We start from the raw sequence: 18,352 nt of genomic DNA on the forward strand, positions 1-18,352 counted from the left end.
CTAATTCCTAACTTTATCTAAATTTTCTAATGCAGGTTTTGCTTCTTGCACAAAATCAAGCTTAATAATCGCTTCTCCTGTGCTTCTTAACATAGGATACAAATAACTCTTTTGCGTCTTGCTCTCAATAAAACTTCTAGCAAATTGAATATTTGTGAGTGCTGCAACAATAATTGCAAAAATCATAAAAATTTTTAGTCCGCCAAAAACAAATCCCAACAAACGATTTACTAAACCCAAAGCACTTAAACTCACTAATTTTTGCAACACTTCAGCAATCAATAATGTAGCCACCCAAATCACTATAAGCAACACCAAAAATCCAATGAGCGTAATTGCTGAAGGGTTTTTAAAGGCATACACATTTGCGCTAATCCAAGTCCCAACACTTTCTCCATACACAGAAGCCACATACACCCCACCAACAATTCCAGCTAACCCAAAAAATTCACGAATAAATCCATTAATCACGCCACGAATTGCAAGCAGCAAAATTAAGATTCCAACAACAACATCAAACCAACTAAAGTCCATTGCACACCTTGTAAAAAATAAATAAAGGCTTATTTTACACAATTCTAAATAAAATAAAATTTATGTTACAATGTTTCATAGCAATTTTTAAGATTTTTTGCAAAAAGGATGCAAATGGCAGCAAAAGAGCATAGTTTTGATATTTCAGCAAAGGTTGATCTCCAAGAATTTAAAAACGCATTAGAACAAGCAAAAAAAGAAATTGATAATCGCTTTGATTTCAAAGATGATAAGGCAAAAGAGCTAAACTTCAACGAAAAAGACAAGACTCTAAGCATTCTAGCAACAAGCACAAACAAGGTAAAGGCGATTAAAGATATTTTAGATTCCAAACTTATCAAGCGTAATCTCTCTTTAAAAGTCCTAAAAGAGCTAAAAGAAGAATCTGCAAGTGGTGGAAACACAAAAATCACTTACAAACTCAATGACACCTTAGATGACAAAAACGCAAAAACAATCAATGCGGCTATTAAAAATGAAAAATTTAAAGTCAGCACACAAATTCAAGGCAATGAAATTCGCGTAAAAGCAAAAGATATTGATGAACTTCAAAAGGTTATTGCGCATTTGCGCAAAATGGAGTTAGAAGTTTCATTAAGTTTTGGAAACTTCGCGTGAGTGCAAAACGCATTTTTTTAAACTTCAAACTCAATTTCAAAGCACAAAAAAAGGATTCCAATTCTAAAAAGTTGGAATCCAAAATGCAACAAAACTTTTTAGCAACGCTTTTTAATCAAAAGATTCTAACACATAGGATTTATGGAGTTTTAATCGGAGTGTTATGCGCACTTTTTTTGAGTGCGTTTATCTATTTAGAACATTTTTTAGGCGAAAAAAACTTCCCACTTTACTCCACGATTTTCGCTATTTTTGGATTTTTTTTATTTTTTAAACTCTCGCGTTTAGGGGCATTCATCTGTGGTGGAATTTTAGGGATTTTATGGTTTTACTGGGTGGGGTTTAGCTTTAGATTCTATGATTTATCCTACTTAATTCCACTTGTTTGGGTTGTATTTTTTATCGTTTATGGCACACTTTTTTATCTTTTTTGCTTCTTCTCTAACCCTTTTTATCGTCTTGTTACGCTCACACTCTCAAGCTATATCCATCCTTTTGGTTTTAATTGGCTAATTCTTGAAGCAACTTTAACAAAGAGCTATTTCTTTCCTTCTAAATTCACGCTTTTTTTACTGCTTTGTGCATTAATCATTTTAAGCGCGCTTCTTTCTAAAAAATCTTACAAAACTAGCCTTCTTTGGCTTTGTGTTTTTTCTCTTTTGCTTCCACACAATACAGCAATCAAAACAGATTCCAACATTCTGCCTCTTAAAATCAAAACAACGCGTTTTGAAATCCCTCAAAATGAGCGTTGGCAACCCCATCAAATCCACAATATTTTAACGCAAAATTTTAATGCCATTACAGATGCTAAAAATGCAAAATATGATCTTATTGTTCTGCCAGAAACCGCTTTTCCTCTTAGTTTAAATCTACAGCCACAACTTTTAGAAAAACTTAAAAATGAAAGCAAAGAAATCGCGATTCTAACCGGAGCAATTTATCAAGACTCCACACAAGAAAATACACATTTTTTTAACAGCGCATATTTATTTCAAAATGGCGAAATGCAGGTGTTTCATAAGCTAATTTTAGTGCCTTTTGGTGAAAAAATTCCACTTCCTGCTTTTTTTACAAATTGGATTAATCGTATCTTTTTTGATGGTTCGCAAGATTTTATAGCACAGAATTTTAAAGCACCAAATTTTGCGTGGATTAAAAACCAAAAATTCCAAATTGCCATTTGCTATGAAGCAACAAGAAATGAATTTTATTCAAACTCTCCTAGCAATCTTATTGCCATTAGTAACAATGCGTGGTTTTCTCCAAGCGTTGAACCTACATTGCAAAAACTTCTTATGCTCTATTTTGCTAAAAATCACAACACAAAAATCTATCACTCAAGCAATGCTTCAGAAAATTTCACACTCCCTTAACCGCAATATTTTTGAGAAATCACACGCTTAGTTGGCCACTCTAATGCACTAAGCGTAGCATTTGGAATCTTTTTGTGATACACGCAACCTGTATCAATTCCAACAAAATTCTTAGTCAATAAAACACCTTCTTTTTGCACATCGTGTCCAAAAACATTAAAAATAGGCATTTCCTGCTGCATATAATCTTCCATTTTTTGTTGATGATGTCTAAGCCTGCTCCAACAAATCTTAGAAGAAATTTCTCTCCCATAAAAAGGCAATCCAAATCCGTGTGTAACAAAAAGATTCCGTCCTAGCTCATCTCTATAATCAATCTCTAAGCAATAAGGCAAACTCTCAAAAAACTCTAAATGCTCCTTTAGAAGCTGAACTTTTCCATCATTTGCATAACTTTGTATTGTTTCACGCCCACCATTTTCCATCCAAATTCCTTCTCTTTTTGTTGTCACACAGCCATAATACTCAAGCATTAATTCTTCGTGATTTCCAAGCACGCAAGGATATTTTCCATTTCTTACAAACTCCACAACTAAAAAAGATTCCGCCCCTCTATCTACCAAATCTCCTACAAAAATAATTTGTGAATTTTCCTTTTCTGGCAATTTTTCAACAAGGGCACACAAAGTCTTATAACAACCGTGTATATCACCAATGATATACAACGGACGATTATAATCTAAGTTCTGCATTACATTCCAATAACAACAAGAACAAAATAACACACAGCACCAAATACAGCAGACACAGGAACCGTAATTAACCAAGCAGCCACAATTTTATTAATTGCAGAGCGTTTAACTAACTCTTCTTGATAAACTTTTTTCAGTTGCTTTTGATCCTTTTTCTTTAAATCTGGGATATCTTTATCTCTTAAGTCTTTTTCTTTTTTTTCTTTTTTACGATCAATGCTTTTAATCATTGCAGCTTTTTTGCGCACGGAAGATTTGCGGAATTTTTCCAAAAACAACTTAACTATTTCTGCATTTTCTCCCTTATGGGATTCTAAAATCTTAAGCTCCATTTCTTTGTAACGTTTTTTAAGATATTCTCTTAAAAATCCTACACCAAATACAGCTCCAACAGCGATATGAGTGGAGCTTACAGGCATTCCAAGCTCACTTGCAATAAGTACTGTTAATGCGGCACTCATTGCAATACAAAACGCACGGATTTGATCAAGCTCTGTAATCTCACTCCCTACTGTGCGAATTAACTTTGGTCCATAAAGTGCTAGTCCAATTGAGATTCCAAGCCCACCTAAAAGCATAATCCAAAAGGGCACACTGGCCTTTCCACCTATCACAAAACTCTCTTTAAGTGCATCATTAATTGCAGCTAATGGTCCAATAGCATTTGCAACATCATTTGCTCCATGTGCGAAGCTTAAAAGTGCTGCTGCAAAAATTAATGGAATCGTAAAGAGCTTATTAATCTCTTCTTTTTTATTTTCTAGTTTTTCTAAAGTTCTATCAATGATAGGCTTCACTACAAAAAACACAACGATTGCAATTCCAAGACTAATCCCAAAAGACACAATAGGTTCTAATTTGATAATTTTTTTAAGTCCTTTACCCATCAAATACAAACTAAATGCCCAAGTCATAAATGCAATCAGATAAGGAACTATGCGTTTTGCGGCTGCTTTTTTATCTTGCTTATAGGTGATAGTATTTTTAATAAAGAACAACAATAAAGCAGCAATCACCCCACCACTAATTGGAGAAATCACCCAACTTGCCACAATCCTGCCAAGTTCTACCCAATTTGCTACTCCAAAACCTCCAGCAGCAATTCCAGCCCCTAAAATTCCACCAACAATGGAATGTGTCGTAGAAACAGGTGCGCCAATAGCTGTTGCAGCGTGAAGCCAAATTGCACCTGATAAAAGTGCTGCTAGCATCAGAGTTACAAATGTCTTTGCGTCTCCTATGGAATCCATAGAAATAATGCCAGATCGAACCGTATCCACAACCTCTCCTCCAGCAATTAATGCTCCAGAAATCTCACACACAGCAGCAATAACAATCGCCCCAGTCATTGTAAGAGCCTTGGAACCCACTGCTGGTCCAACATTATTTGCCACATCATTTGCGCCAATGTTTAACGCCATATAACCACCAACAATGGCTGCAAATCCTAATAAAAGCGGTTTTTCTATCTCATCGCTTGCAAGCATTACCATTACAATAATCACTAAGACAAAAGCAATAATAACTCCAATTTTACGCAAATCACCCTTGTTTATTTTGAGCCAACTCTCATCATATTGCAAAAAATCCTTCATCCAACCCCTTTCTTAAATTTTATTTAAATATATTAAACGAAATATATTATTCTAAGGATTATAGATTTTACTTCTTCTTTAATTTAATATCCCTTTAATATTACTAATTGATGAAAGCAAATAATATTCATTGCCACTTAAGGTAACTTTTTTAAAAATCGCATTACAATTTTCAACTTTCTAAAAAAAGGATTTACAATAAAAACAGAACTTTGGGAGAAAGTTTCGCACTTTCACGGACACAAATGCCCCGGACTTGCCATAGGTTATCAAGCTGCCTTACTTGCAAAAGAAGTTCTAGAGATTAGCGAGATAATAGAAGATGAAGATATTGTGTGTTTATCAGAAACAGATGCTTGTGGAGTTGATGCAATTCAGGTGGTTTTAAAAGCAACACTTGGCACAGGTTCTATGCAGATTCATTACTTAGGCAAACACGCGTTTAACATTTATAATAGAAAAAATGGCAAAAAAGCGCGTTTTGTTCTTTGTGATCCCATACAATTTCCAAGCAAAGAAGAAAAGCTTGCCTATTTACTCTCTAAAAATCCTAGAGATTTGTTTGCAATCAAAGAAACCATTAGTGATTTTCCACAAAAAGCTCGCATTTATGATGCGATTCCTTGTGCAATTTGTGGAGAACATACAGCGCAAAATGCACTCATTTTTACAAACGACAAGCAAGTTTGCAAAACTTGTCAAAATTCATAAAAAGGATTCCAAATGCACTTTTTTTTAAAACTCTTTGTTTTTATGCTTCTTAGCATTATTACCCTAAAAGCACATACAATTACAGATATGCGAGGCAAACAAATTGAGATTCCAGAAAACCTAGAACGCGTTGCAACCATTAGCGATGGCTTTGTAGAAGGTGTAATGACACATTTGGGTGTGATTGACAAAGTCAATGCCATAGGTTCTTGGTCAATGAAACGTGATTATAAATACTCTTTTGAAAGCGTTGATGGCAAACCCTACACAGCTAGAGGTTGGCACACAATGAAATATTTACATCCGTGGCTTAATGATTTGCCTTGCTTTAACTCCGCTCAAGGTGATATCATAAACTATGAAACCCTAGCAAAAGCAAATCCACAAATTGTTATTTTAAGAGTGGGAGATTGCACCGTTTCTGGTGGATCATACTTTAGAGGTGGCGATCCAAAGGCACTAGAAAAAACCATTGCAATGATAGAATCTCTTGGGATTCCACTTGTTGTATTATATTCTCCAACTTATTATGGTAAGGCTGAACTTGGCTCAATGCAAGAAGAAATGCGTGTCATTGGAGATGTTTTTAAACAAAGAGAAAAAGCTCTAAAACTCTATGATTACCTGCATTCCACGGAACTTCTTGTGCGTGAAAGAACAAAAAATATTCAAGATAAAGAAAAACCAAGCGTGCTTTACTTTGGGCTAAATTCTGCTGCTAGAAAACAAGGTGGCTCTGGAATGGCTTCTGGAATCACAACGCCTGAATCCTATATTATAGAAAACATCACAAATGCTAAAAATGCATTTCGCGGTAAAGGAAATAATATTATTTTAAGCGGAGAGCAAGTGTATGCTATTGATCCTGATGTGATTTTACTCCCTACACAAAATGGCTACCATCCAGCAAACGAACTTTTAAGCGCACCTTACTATCAAAATCTAAAAGAGCTCAAAGCCATTCAAACTAAACGCGTTTATGCACTGCCTTGGACACCGATGAACTGCTCTAGACGTGTAGAATATCCTTTGGATATTTTAGTGATTGCAAAAGCAGCTTATCCCGAGTTATTTAAAGATATAAAAGTGCATAACTTTGCATTAAAATTCTATCAAGATGTTTATAATGTTGATGAAAATACTGCTAAAGCATTACGCAGCGAACAACTATTAGACTGGACGGAGGAAAATGATTTCTAATTTGCTAGGAGATATTCGCAAGCTCATCATCATTTTTCTGCTTGCCACACTTTTTGTAACGGTGTTTTTTGCGATTACTTCTGGAAATTCTGAACTCTCTTTAAAAGCAGTTATAAATATTATCCTGTTTAAAACCACTAGTTACAATTTAGATTCCATCTCTACACGCGATATGGCAATTGTTTGGAATATGCGCTTACCACGCATTTTAATGGCAATCCTAGCGGGAATTGCACTTGCAACTGCAGGCGCACTCTATCAAGGCTGTTTTAGAAATCCACTTGTTGAGCCTTTTATCTTAGGGGCATCTTCTGGGGCTAGCTTTGGTGCTGCTCTTGCAATTGTCTTTCCTGCTCTTTTTTTGCCCACACAAATTTCTGCTTTTCTTTTCGCACTTCTTGCAGTAATAATTGCCTACACACTTGCACGCCAAAAAGGAGAGATAAACACAGTAGGACTCGTGCTATCAGGCGTGATTATAGGTTCTGTATTTTCCGCACTTGTCTCTATTATCAAATATCTCTCTGAAGATACGCAATTAAGAGAAATTACTTTTTGGATGATGGGTGGGCTTTATCACGCAAGCTGGAGCGATATCCCAATTAATGCCATTGTGATTTTGCTGTGTTTTGTGATTGCTTGGATTTTTGCGTGGAAACTCAATTTACTATCAATTGGCGATGAAGATTCTAAAAGCTTAGGCATTAATCCTGATAAATACAAAACGCTCTTTATTATAACCGCCACTTTAATGACCGCCATTTGTGTTTCAAGCGTAGGGATTATTGCGTGGGTTGGATTAATGATGCCACACGCTGCAAGATTACTTGTAGGACCTGATAATCGCTTTGTAATCCCTATTGCATCACTTTGTGGTGCAATTTATCTATTAATTTGCGACACAATCGCAAGAACACTCACCACCGGCGAAATCCCCATAGGAATCATTACTTCAATCATTGGTGCGCCCTTTTTAATTTGGATTTTACGCGCTAAAAGTGGGCGTTTATTTGCATAAGGACAAGAAAATGTTAAGAGTTGAAAATTTAAGCTTCTATTATGAAAACAACCAAATCTTAAAAAACATTTCTTTTTACGCAAATACAGGAGAACTTTGGGGCTTAATGGGACCAAATGGTAGTGGAAAGACAACTTTCTTTAAATGTGTGCTAGCTTTGCTTAAACCTGCATCCTGTCAAATTTTCATTAATGGTGAAAACTATCACTCCCTAACCACGTCAAAAATGGCAAAACTCATCGCCTATGTCCCACAAGAACACAAACCACCTTTTCCCTTTAGCGTCAAAGAAATCGTGTTAATGGGGAGATCTCCATATATGGGAGGGATTTTTGGTTTAAAGAAAGAAGATTATGACGCTGCTTATGCAGCAATGGAGCTTTTAGAAATCCTAGATATTGCCGAACGCCCTGTAACTTCACTAAGTGGAGGGCAACGCCAACTTACACTTATTGCGCGTGCTTTAGCGCAAAATGCCCCCATAATGATTTTAGACGAACCCACAAGTGCATTAGATTTTCATAATCAAATCTCTATTTGGAAAATCTTAAAAAAAGTTTCAAAACTTGGAAAACTTATTCTTGCTTGCAGTCACGATCCTAATCATCTACTTTGGTTTGCAAGCCACACGCTTGTGTTAAAAAATGGAGAAATCATCGCATCTGGAAAAACAGATTCTATTATTACACCTAGGCTTTTAAAAGAAATTTATAAAAGTGAATACTCCATCTCAAAAGTGAATGACAAAAGCGTTATTCAACCCATTTTGGATTCCAACTTTTCATAAACTTGGAATACTCTTTGCTTAAAGTTTTACAAACTTGCACAAGGAAGTGCTAAAAGGAATCATAAATGGAAAAATTAAAATCTCTAAATGCTCTATCTCTTGCATTTTCAAGTTTAGTAATAGCAACTTGTTTTACCGCTTGCGCTACCACAGAGCCAAAAATCTCTTTTAAGCCACCAGCTTATGTAGAAGAACTACCTCCAAAAGAAGAAGAAGACAATTTTGGAAATCCCGGAAGCATCTTTGGAAGAGGAGATAATTTGTTATTCTCAGATCGTCGCGCTATGCAACTTAATGATTTAGTCACTGTAATTATTAACCAAACAGCTCAAGCAACCTCAACAGCAAATAAAAATCTTAATGAAACTTCAAATGCTACGCTAACTGGTCCAGGAATCACATTTGGCGGACCAAGTCAAAGCATAGGAAATTTTGCAAATAACCTAAACAATATCACAGGTTTTGGAATCACAACTGGGCAAAATACTTCGACCTTTCAAGGGGCGGGTTCTCAAAATCGCCAAGAAGCTTTTACAACAACTATTGCAGCACGCATTATTAAAGTTTTGCAAAATGGAAATTATTTCATTGAAGGAAGTCGAGAAATTTTAATCAATGGAGAAAAACAAATTATCCATTTAAGCGGTGTTGTGCGCCCTAATGATATTGCGCGCGATAATACGATTGAATCACGCTTTATTGCTGATGCAAAGATTATGTATGACACGCAAGGAGAACTAAAGCGCAACACAGAAAAAGGCTGGGGAACAAAACTTATTGAATCAGTTTGGCCTTTTTAAAGGCTTATTTAGGCTAGATTAAGATAAAATACGCAAATTTCTTTTCAACTTCTTACACAAAGGATTTGCGTGCAAACTCAATATTTCACAGGCACTCGTGGCGGAGAAGACTTAGGCATTACTTTTGAAGATGCTGTTCTTAATCCAAATGCTTCTTATGGGGGATTATATACACTAGAAAAATTCCCAAAATTTAGCAATGACGAGATTAAAGAATTTGCAAAACTTAGCTATGAAGAACTAACTCGTATTATATTTAATAAACTTGGCTTAAATCTTTCAAAAGAACTTTTACTTGAAGCTTTAAATCTTTATAAAAACTTTGATGACAAATCTTCTCCAGCTCCGATGTATCCAATGACCCCTTACTTAAATGTTCAAAAGCTCTATTGTGGTCCAACGCGTGCTTTTAAAGATATGGCATTACAACCTTTTGGTGTATTATTTAGCGGATTTTTACACACAAATAAAAACACACATAATTATTTAATTCTAGTTGCCACAAGTGGCGACACAGGTCCTGCTACACTACAAAGTTTTGCAAATCACCCCAATATTAAAGTTGTTTGTATTTACCCAAATGGTGGCACAAGCGATGTCCAACGCTTACAAATGACAACAATTAATGCAGATAATATTGCTGTTTTTGGAATCAATGGAGATTTTGATGACGCACAAAGTTTGCTTAAGAACCTATTAAAAGATCCTAAATTTAATGCGATTTTAAAATCCAAAAATCTTGCATTAAGTGCGGCAAATAGTGTTAATTTTGGCAGAATCGCATTTCAGATTATTTACCACATTTACGCAAGCTTACAAGTGTATAAAATCAATGGAGAAAAGGTGCACACTATCGTTCCTAGTGGAAATTTTGGTAATGCGCTTGGCGCATTTTATGCTAAACTTATGGGATTTCCAATTGAACGCATTTGGATTGCTTCTAATGCAAACAATATTCTAACGGAGTTCATCAACACAGGCGTATATGATATTTCTAATAAATCCTTGAAAAAAACTTGTTCTCCTGCAATGGATATTTTAAAAAGCTCTAATATTGAGCGAATGCTATTTTCACTTTTTAGCTCTTATCGCACACGAGAATTTATGGAATCCTTAGAACAAACTGGTAGATACACTTTAAATAAAGAAGAATTAATTTGGGTGCAAAGCTATTTTAGTGCAACAAGTTGCGATGATAATTTCTGCTTAGAAACCATTAAAAAATACGCTAAACAAGGCTACATCATAGATCCACACACTGCTTGTGGCATCAAAGCCTATGAAACAATCCAATTTAAATATCCTCACGCAAAATGTGTGCTTTGCTCCACAGCAGAATGGACCAAATTTTCTCCAACACTTGCAAAAGCACTTGATTTAGGAGATTTAAGTGACAAAGAAGCACTAGAAAAGATCTCTCAAAATTACAAGATTCCAATTCCTAAACAAATCAATTCTTTATTTAATCAAAAAGAAATCCACAATAAAGTGATTAACAAAGAAGAACTACTAGATAATATCTTACAATGGTTATAAGGATTTACAATGCTTTATTTTTCTGATTTACTCTTAAAATTACAAGAATTTTGGCATAAACAAGGTTGTCTTATCATACAGCCTTATGATATTCCAGCAGGTGCTGGAACATTTCATCCAGCAACACTACTTAGAAGCTTGGATTCTAAACCTTGGAGTGTGGCTTATGTCGCTCCATCACGCCGTCCCACAGATGGAAGATATGGAGAGAATCCAAACCGACTAGGAAGCTATTATCAATTCCAAGTTTTAATCAAACCTAGTCCGAACAATATTCAAGAGCTTTATTTAAAAAGTTTAGAATATTTAGGATTAAATCTTAAAAATCACGATGTGCGCTTTATTGAAGACAACTGGGAATCTCCAACACTAGGAGCTTGGGGCTTGGGTTGGGAGGTATGGCTTAATGGAATGGAAGTTACACAATTTACCTATTTTCAACAAGTTGGTGGAATCCCTTGCGATCCTGTAGCAGTAGAAATCACCTATGGAACAGAGCGTTTGGCAATGTACCTACAAGGAGTAGAAAATGTTTTTGATATTAAATGGAATCCAAATTACACTTATGCAGATGTCCATTTAGAAGGTGAATTTGAATTTTCAAAATATAACTTTGAAGTTGCAGATACTGCTATGCTTTTTGAGTTTTTTGCAAAAATGCAGCAAGAAGGAAATCGTGCATTAGAAGCAGGATTGCCATTGCCTGCGTATGATTGTGCAATGCTCGCAAGCCATTTGTTCAATGTTCTTGATGCAAGAAAAGCAATTTCAGCAACAGAACGCCAAAACTATATTTTAAAAATCCGCGAACTTGCAAAAGCTTGCGCAACACTTTACAAAGAACAAGAACCTTTGCGTCAAGAGCGTTTAGAACAAAGTAAATTATCATGCAAAAACTTTTAGAGATTTTAGATTCCATTAGTCCTTTTGAGTTGCAAGAAAAATGGGACAACTCCGGACTAATCCTAGGCGCATTAGATAGGAGGGTTTCTCAAATCTATCTTAGCCTTGAAGTTACTTTAGAAATCTTAAAGAAAATGGATTCCAATTCTACACTTATCACACATCACCCATTAATTTTTTCACCACTTAAACAATTAAATTTCACCACCTATCCTGCTAAACTCTTAGAGCTTGCAATCCAAAAAAATATTCAACTTGTCGCGATGCACACAAACTTTGATAAAACACACTTTGGAAAATATGTTACACAAAAACTTGAAATCCAAACTTACACGCAAGAAAATTTTGCAACGCACTTTTTATGGGAAGACTCCATAGAATCTCTTCTTAAACACACAAAAGAAAAGCTAGCAATTCCCACTCTTAAATACACACTAGGAAATTTTAAAACCCCACAAAGAGTCGCACTAGTTACAGGAAGCGGTGGAAGTTTTATCAGGGAGTCAAACACCATAGATTGCTTAATTACAGGTGATATCAAATACCACGAAGCGATGGAAGCGCAAGCTTTAGGGATCAATATAATTGATTGTGGGCATTATGAATTAGAGCGTTATTTTGGAGAAATTTTATCTCCAATTTTGACAAATTATGGCTATAAGGCTATAATTTTGACTTCACAAAATCCCTTTAATTTTGTCTAATAAATTTAAACCTTGGAGCTGTTAATGAATAAGCATTTAAGCCAATTAATAGAAATTGCAAATTTAGATAAAGAGATTGATTCTTTTGAACCACGCATTAAAGAAGCCAAAAAAGAATTAAATCTGATAGAAAAAGAAGAAGATAAACTAAATCATCAAATAGAAGAATTCAATATGACTTCTAACGACATTTCTCTCTCTATCCAAAAAAACGAAAATCACCTAGAGGATTTGTCGTTAAAACTTGAAGAAATTGCCAATAAAACAAAATTAATTAAAACCGAAAAAGAAAGTAAAGCTTTAAGTCTTGAAGAAGAGCTAGCAAAGGAGCAAATTACTTTTGCTAATGAAGAAATTGCACGCCTAAATGGAATCTTAGAAAACAAAAAAGAAGCATTAAAAGAGCTAGAGGAAAGCATTAAAGCTTTGCAAAACAACAAAAAGGAAATTGCACAAAAGGTAGAAGCAGAAGTGCAAAAAGTCAAAGATGAACAAAAAGAAATCTTCACACAAAAAGAAGCACTTGTTGGCAAAATGGATCAAAAAATCATCTCCTTTTATGAAAAGATCCGCAAATGGGCAAAAAACACAAGCGTTGTCCCAGTAACACGCCAAGCTTGTGGAGGTTGCTTTATCCGCTTAAATGATAAAATCTACTCTGATGTTATCCGCTCTGATGATATTACTACTTGTCCGCATTGTGGAAGAATTCTTTATAACGAAAATTAATTTTTAATGTATGGTTTATGGCTATTATCTTTTAATGTGTATAGCGCATTTTTGCGCTTTTCCATTCCTTTTTCTTTTAAGCTTTAAACAAAAATACAAAAACTCCCTAAAAAAGCGTTTTTTTGCCCCTGTCTCTTTACCAAAGGGCAAATATCACTGGATTCACGCCTGTTCTTTTGGAGAAGTAAAATCCTTACAAGGTATTATCAACACACTGCAAAACAACCTTGAAAGTCCAACAAAAATTCTACTAACCACCACCACACAAACAGGCTTTACACTCGCTAAAACACTTTATCCAAACTGCATAATTGCCTATCTCCCCTTTGAGAGCTTTATCCCTTTGTGGCTAAAAGGTAAAAAAATCATCACTTTGACTCTAACAGAAGCAGAGCTTTGGCTAATGCCGCTTTTTTGTGCTCATTTTAAAGGAGCAAAAACACTTCTTATTAATGCTAGAATCTCCACTCGATCTTATCCACGCTATTTAAGATTCCGCTTTTTTTATGCACGACTTTTTAAGTATATCCAAAAAATATTCTCCCAAAGCTCAATAGACAAAGAACGCCTAGAATCCTTAGGTGCGAAAAATATAGAAGTTTTTGGAAACTTAAAATTAGCCGAAATCCCACAAATTAGCACACAATACACTGCTCCTAATGCACCTTTGTGGATTATTGCTAGCACACATAGCAAAAACAACAAAAGCGAAGAAGTATTAATCCTGCAGAGTCTTTTGGAATCTTTTTTTAAAAAAGCGATTCCAACTTCACAAAACACACCACATTTTCTCTTTGCCCCACGCCACCCAGAACGCTTTTTAGAAGTTGAACAAACTCTAAATAAAATCTTAAAAAAATATCATCTCCCCTTATTGCAAAAAACATCTACACAAGGGATACAAAACGCACTTAATGCGCCATTTATTTTGCTAGATTCGCTAGGAGAACTTAATAATCTCTATGCAATCGCAGATCTTGTCATTTTAGGGGGGAGTTTTTTGCCAAATATTGGAGGACATAATCCAATTGAACCTGCCTATTTTCACACAAAATTAATCAGTGGTCCTTATATCTTTAATCAAGAATCACTCTTTATGGGTGTAAAAAATTATATAATTTGCCCAATAGAAAAACTTACGGAAGTTTTACAAACTCCGTTAGAAAACTCTTATATTACACAAAAACTTAATCTAACGAAAATAATCCAAACACTAAAGGAATCCTAATGCAAAGATTTTCAAAATCTCAAAAAAAATCACCAACACAAACAAGCCACCAAAAGCTCCCCAAAAATGCTCAAAAGGCTTACAAACTTTTAGCCCTACAAGAAAATATCTCCAACAATGAAGCAAAGAGCCTAATTGATAGAGGATTAGTTAGTGTCAAAGGCAAAAAGATTTTAATTGCAAGAGGGCTTCTTGCGCCAAACACACACTTTAATCTTCAACAACTTCCAAGCATTAAAGAAATTTTTTGTGATGAAAATATTTTAGCTCTTGAAAAACCAGCTTTTCTAACAAGCGAAGAAATCGCTAAAAACTATCCACAATGGACACTTTTACATCGCCTTGATAAAGAAACAAGTGGAATCTTGTTGCTTGTGAAAGAAAACAGTCCCTTTCATTTAAAAGCCAAAGATGCCTTTAAGCAACTCCAAGTTCTCAAGCAATACACTGCTATTGTTGAAGGTATCTTAGATGAAGAATGCGAAATAACAGCACCTTTAATTATTAAAAAAGGTAAAACCGCAAAAGTAAGTGTCAGCAAAACAAATGAAGGACAAAGAGCAATTACACACATTACACCCATTGAAATTTCTGGCAAAAAAACAAAGTTAAACATTGAAATAAAAACAGGTAAAACCCATCAAATCCGCGCCCATTTATCCCACATTAAACACCCAATTATTGGAGATACCCTTTATGGAGCAAAGCCTGCAAATCGCATTTTGCTCCACGCACGCCACATTGCTTTATTAGACTACAATTTTACTTCTAATGAGCCTAGCGAATTTATTTTTAAAGATAATCTTTAAGTGTGAAATCTAACATTTGTATTATTTAAACCAACTTTTAATTTTATCCATTAAGCCTTCATGGCAAGCAATAGGCTTAGATTCTTCATAGCCAAAGGATTTATGAAGTTGCGCTAGAAGATCACGCTGATTTTCATCTAATTTTTCTGGATAAACAATATGAACTACAACAATGAAATTTCCTTTTTTGCCACTATTTACACTTTTAACTCCTTCTCCATAAAAGACAAATTGCTGCTTATCTTTAACGCCAACTGGGATTTTTAAATCTAACTCTTTTGTAAGTGCAGGGACTTTGATATTTCCACCAAGCATTACAAGAGTAAAAAACACGGGAACTTCAAGGTAAATATCATTATGGTGACGGATAAAATGCGCATCTTCTTTAGCAAAAATCTCTACATACAAATCCCCACGAGTGCCATTTGGCATTTTGTTTCCACGACCTTGCACGCGGATTTGATTGTTAGTATCCACTCCTTCTGGGATTTTGATTTCAAACTTTTCTTTTTCTTCTTTAAAGCCTTTTCCTAAACATTTTTCACATTTTTCAGCCACCATCTGTCCGCTTCCACGACACTTAGAACAAGTCTGCGCAAAGGTCATAAAACCTTGCGAAAATGTTTCTCTCCCACTTCCTTTACAAGCGTCACAGTTAGTAACTTTACCATCTTTTGCACCACTTCCTTTGCAAGCTAAACACGCATCTTTATAAGTGATTTCAATCTCTTTCTTGCAACCAAAAACAGCTTCTTCAAAGCTAAGTTCAATCTCTATTGCTAAATCACGTGGATATTTTTCATCACTTCTGCGTCTTGAAGCACTTCCAAAACCTCCAAACCCGCCACCAAAGACAGAATTAAAAATATCAAAAATACTTCCTTCCATATCGCTAAAGCCAAACCCACTAGATTCCAAGCCTTTTTTGCCATAAGTATCATAGATTTGGCGTTTTTCTTTATCGCTTAATACCTGATAGGCTTCATTGACTTTTTTGAACATCTCTTCAGCATTTTTATCATCTGGATTTCTATCTGGATGATATTTGAGTGCCATTTTGCGATAAGCCTTTTTCACCTCATCACCACTTGCTGTGCGCTCAACTTCTAAGATTTCATAATAATCAAACTCTTCCAAAAACAACTCCTAAAATGCAAAATAAAATTAGCAATTCTATCGCAATAAAGTTTTTAAAGGGGTTAAACTTTGATTTTTTAAAAGATTTATTACTTAAAAAAGGCAATTTATTATCTCTTAATCCATACTTTTTTATAATCACCGCTATCTTAAATGTTGGCGGAAAACGATGAAATCTTATCCTGAAAGTTTTGCAAAACTCGTGGAATCTTTAGAAAAAATTCCAAGCGTTGGGAGAAAATCTGCAATGCGTTTGGCGTATTTTTTGGCATTTGAAGATAAATTTAGTGCTTTGCAAGTGGCGCATAATATAGAATCTTGTATCCACGAATTGCGCACTTGTGAAAAATGCGGTGGAATCACAAATCAAACAGTTTGTGAAATCTGTTTAGATTCTAATCGCAACAATGGAGAGCTTTGTATTGTGGCAAATCCTAGAGAGATTTTTTTATTAGAAGAAAGTGGAGAATTTTTAGGGAAATATTTCGTGCTTGATAGTCTTGAGAAATTTAATTTAGAACAATTAGAGCAAAATCTTTTAAACTTTGAAATCAGAGAGATTATTTTTGCACTAAGTCCATCACTTGGGAGTGATAGCATAATGTTGTATTTAGAAGATAAATTGCAAAATTTTGGATTATGCTTTACAAAAATCGCACAAGGAGTCCCCACGGGTGTCAGCCTAGAAAATGTGGATCAACTTTCTATTGTGCGCGCTTTACAATCGCGCGTAAAGATTTAAGGAAAGACATGCTAGAAATTATTAATAATTTAAATATTTATATTGTTGTCATTGGTGTGATTTTATTTGTCAGTGCTTATGCAAGTAAAATTTCAGAAAAAATTGGATTGCCATTATTATTAATTTTTCTTATTTTAGGAATGCTTTTAGGCAGTGATGGAATCGTAGGGATTGATTTTGATAATACACTTTTAGCGCAAGCTGTGGGTTCTATTGCCTTGATTTTTATCTTATATAGTGGTGGACTCGATACATATTGGGATCAGATTAAACCTGTGGTGCTTAGTGGTGTGCTGCTAGCAACACTTGGTGTTTTAATCACTGCTGCTGTGCTTGCTGTGTTTTTTTATCTGATGTGGGAAGTTAGCTTTTTAGAAGCATTATTACTTGGTTCTATTGTATCTTCAACAGATGCAGCAGCTGTATTTATGGTTCTACGTTCTCAGAAAATACAATTAAAGAACAACATTAAACCACTTTTAGAATTAGAATCTGGTAGCAATGATCCTATGGCGATTTTTTTAACTATCACAGTGTTGCAGCTTATCGTAATGCAAGGAGAATCAAGCCCATGGGAATGGCTTGTGCAGTTTGTTGGACAATTTGCTATTGGTGGCACACTTGGACTTTTGTGTGGATATGTATTTCCAAAAATTTGCGCAAAGGCTAATATTTCTCAACCAGGTCTATATCCTCTAATTAGCATTGCATGGCTATTTATGGTGTTTGGACTCTCTTCTTTACTTGGTGGAAATGGATATTTAAGCATTTATATTGCTGGGATTATGACAAATCGTTTTGCTTTTCCTTACAAATCACACATCATCGCATTTCACGATGCGATTGCTTGGATGATGCAAATTGTGGTATTTTTGGTGCTTGGACTGCTTGTATTTCCATCACAACTTCCAAGTGTTGCATTACAGGCACTGGCACTAGTTTTTGTGTTAATGTTTATTGCGCGTCCTTTAGGTGTGTTTGCTTCTCTTATAAAAAGTCGCTATAACTCTAAAGAAAAGCTATTCATCTCTTGGGTAGGCTTGCGCGGAGCTGTTCCTATTATATTGGCAACTTATCCTTTTGTATATCACTTAGAGCAGGCACAACTGATTTTTAATGTGGTGTTTTTCATGGTGTTTATTTCTGTGTTAGTTCAAGGAATGAGCTTAGGATTTGCAGCAAAAACTTTGGGAATTATAGATGACAAAAATGTGGAACCTTAGATTGCAAAGT

General features: G+C 35.1%; 19 protein-coding genes. 15 read left to right on the forward strand and 4 right to left on the reverse strand.

Annotated features, from left to right (window positions below):
• Complete coding sequence (locus Q0358_RS04080; protein WP_299547593.1) at positions 1-534, reverse strand: CvpA family protein; 534 nt, start codon at positions 532-534, stop codon at positions 1-3.
• Positions 535-648: 114 nt separating this feature from the next.
• On the opposite strand from Q0358_RS04080, the gene Q0358_RS04085 reads away from it, so the two are divergent.
• Together Q0358_RS04085 and lnt are read left to right on the forward strand one after the other, a co-directional pair.
• Positions 649-1,152 carry a YajQ family cyclic di-GMP-binding protein gene (locus tag Q0358_RS04085; RefSeq protein ID WP_299547596.1) on the forward strand — a complete coding sequence of 168 codons (504 nt, stop codon included), beginning with the start codon at positions 649-651 and terminating at the stop codon, positions 1,150-1,152.
• Positions 1,149-2,528, forward strand: coding sequence for an apolipoprotein N-acyltransferase (lnt, locus tag Q0358_RS04090; protein ID WP_299547599.1), 1,380 nt, complete (start codon positions 1,149-1,151; stop codon positions 2,526-2,528). Before Q0358_RS04085 ends, lnt begins: the two co-directional genes overlap by 4 nt.
• Here the strand turns inward: lnt and Q0358_RS04095 are convergent.
• Together Q0358_RS04095 and Q0358_RS04100 are read right to left on the reverse strand one after the other, a co-directional pair.
• Complete coding sequence (locus tag Q0358_RS04095) at positions 2,525-3,220, reverse strand: metallophosphoesterase family protein (protein WP_299547602.1); 696 nt, start codon at positions 3,218-3,220, stop codon at positions 2,525-2,527. The genes lnt and Q0358_RS04095 overlap by 4 nt on opposite strands.
• Positions 3,220-4,815 (reverse strand): inorganic phosphate transporter, encoded by a 1,596-nt coding sequence (locus tag Q0358_RS04100; RefSeq protein WP_299547605.1) that lies wholly within the window; start codon positions 4,813-4,815, stop codon positions 3,220-3,222. The genes Q0358_RS04095 and Q0358_RS04100 overlap by 1 nt, the downstream gene beginning before the upstream one ends.
• A 198-nt stretch (positions 4,816-5,013) precedes the next feature.
• Between Q0358_RS04100 and Q0358_RS04105 the strand changes: the two genes are divergently transcribed.
• The 11 genes from Q0358_RS04105 to Q0358_RS04155 all read left to right on the forward strand — a co-directional run bounded on the left by Q0358_RS04105 (position 5,014) and on the right by Q0358_RS04155 (position 15,240).
• On the forward strand, positions 5,014-5,526 hold the full coding sequence (locus tag Q0358_RS04105) for an FmdE family protein (protein WP_299548198.1): 513 nt from the start codon (positions 5,014-5,016) through the stop codon (positions 5,524-5,526).
• Between the two features lie 12 nt (positions 5,527-5,538).
• Entirely contained in the window at positions 5,539-6,726 is a 1,188-nt protein-coding gene (locus tag Q0358_RS04110) for an ABC transporter substrate-binding protein (protein ID WP_299547608.1), read from the forward strand.
• Positions 6,716-7,744: an iron ABC transporter permease gene (locus tag Q0358_RS04115; protein WP_299547611.1), complete on the forward strand. Its 1,029-nt coding sequence runs from the start codon at positions 6,716-6,718 to the stop codon at positions 7,742-7,744. The genes Q0358_RS04110 and Q0358_RS04115 overlap by 11 nt, the downstream gene beginning before the upstream one ends.
• Positions 7,745-7,754: 10 nt before the next feature.
• Positions 7,755-8,531: an ABC transporter ATP-binding protein gene (locus Q0358_RS04120; RefSeq protein WP_299547614.1), complete on the forward strand. Its 777-nt coding sequence runs from the start codon at positions 7,755-7,757 to the stop codon at positions 8,529-8,531.
• A 65-nt stretch (positions 8,532-8,596) separates the two neighbouring features.
• The gene (gene flgH, locus Q0358_RS04125; RefSeq protein ID WP_299547617.1) at positions 8,597-9,331 is read left to right on the forward strand and encodes a flagellar basal body L-ring protein FlgH; all 735 of its coding nucleotides are present in this window, start codon (positions 8,597-8,599) and stop codon (positions 9,329-9,331) included.
• A gap of 69 nt (positions 9,332-9,400) precedes the next feature.
• Positions 9,401-10,867: a threonine synthase gene (gene thrC / locus Q0358_RS04130; RefSeq protein ID WP_299547620.1), complete on the forward strand. Its 1,467-nt coding sequence runs from the start codon at positions 9,401-9,403 to the stop codon at positions 10,865-10,867.
• A 9-nt stretch (positions 10,868-10,876) separates the two neighbouring features.
• Positions 10,877-11,770, forward strand: coding sequence for a glycine--tRNA ligase subunit alpha (glyQ, locus tag Q0358_RS04135; RefSeq protein ID WP_299547623.1), 894 nt, complete (start codon positions 10,877-10,879; stop codon positions 11,768-11,770).
• Positions 11,755-12,474 (forward strand): Nif3-like dinuclear metal center hexameric protein, encoded by a 720-nt coding sequence (locus Q0358_RS04140; protein WP_299547626.1) that lies wholly within the window; start codon positions 11,755-11,757, stop codon positions 12,472-12,474. Before glyQ ends, Q0358_RS04140 begins: the two co-directional genes overlap by 16 nt.
• A 24-nt stretch (positions 12,475-12,498) precedes the next feature.
• Positions 12,499-13,203 carry a zinc ribbon domain-containing protein gene (locus Q0358_RS04145; RefSeq protein WP_299547629.1) on the forward strand — a complete coding sequence of 235 codons (705 nt, stop codon included), beginning with the start codon at positions 12,499-12,501 and terminating at the stop codon, positions 13,201-13,203.
• A 10-nt stretch (positions 13,204-13,213) separates the two neighbouring features.
• Positions 13,214-14,431, forward strand: coding sequence for a lipid IV(A) 3-deoxy-D-manno-octulosonic acid transferase (waaA, locus tag Q0358_RS04150; protein WP_299547632.1), 1,218 nt, complete (start codon positions 13,214-13,216; stop codon positions 14,429-14,431).
• Positions 14,431-15,240 carry an RluA family pseudouridine synthase gene (locus tag Q0358_RS04155; protein ID WP_299547635.1) on the forward strand — a complete coding sequence of 270 codons (810 nt, stop codon included), beginning with the start codon at positions 14,431-14,433 and terminating at the stop codon, positions 15,238-15,240. The genes waaA and Q0358_RS04155 overlap by 1 nt, the downstream gene beginning before the upstream one ends.
• A 21-nt stretch (positions 15,241-15,261) precedes the next feature.
• Here Q0358_RS04155 and dnaJ read toward each other — a convergent pair whose 3' ends face one another.
• Positions 15,262-16,377 (reverse strand): molecular chaperone DnaJ, encoded by a 1,116-nt coding sequence (gene dnaJ / locus Q0358_RS04160; protein ID WP_299547638.1) that lies wholly within the window; start codon positions 16,375-16,377, stop codon positions 15,262-15,264.
• A 169-nt stretch (positions 16,378-16,546) separates the two neighbouring features.
• Here dnaJ and recR point away from each other — a divergent pair, with 169 nt between their 5' ends.
• On the forward strand, positions 16,547-17,119 hold the full coding sequence (gene recR, locus Q0358_RS04165) for a recombination mediator RecR (protein WP_299547641.1): 573 nt from the start codon (positions 16,547-16,549) through the stop codon (positions 17,117-17,119).
• 8 nt (positions 17,120-17,127) lie between these two features.
• A complete protein-coding gene (locus tag Q0358_RS04170) occupies positions 17,128-18,342 on the forward strand; it encodes a potassium/proton antiporter (protein ID WP_299547644.1) in 1,215 nt (404 codons plus the stop codon).
• Positions 18,343-18,352: the final 10 nt, after the last annotated feature.

It is taken from the genome of uncultured Helicobacter sp. (genome assembly GCF_937893305.1).
Lineage (GTDB): Bacteria > Campylobacterota > Campylobacteria > Campylobacterales > Helicobacteraceae > Helicobacter_D.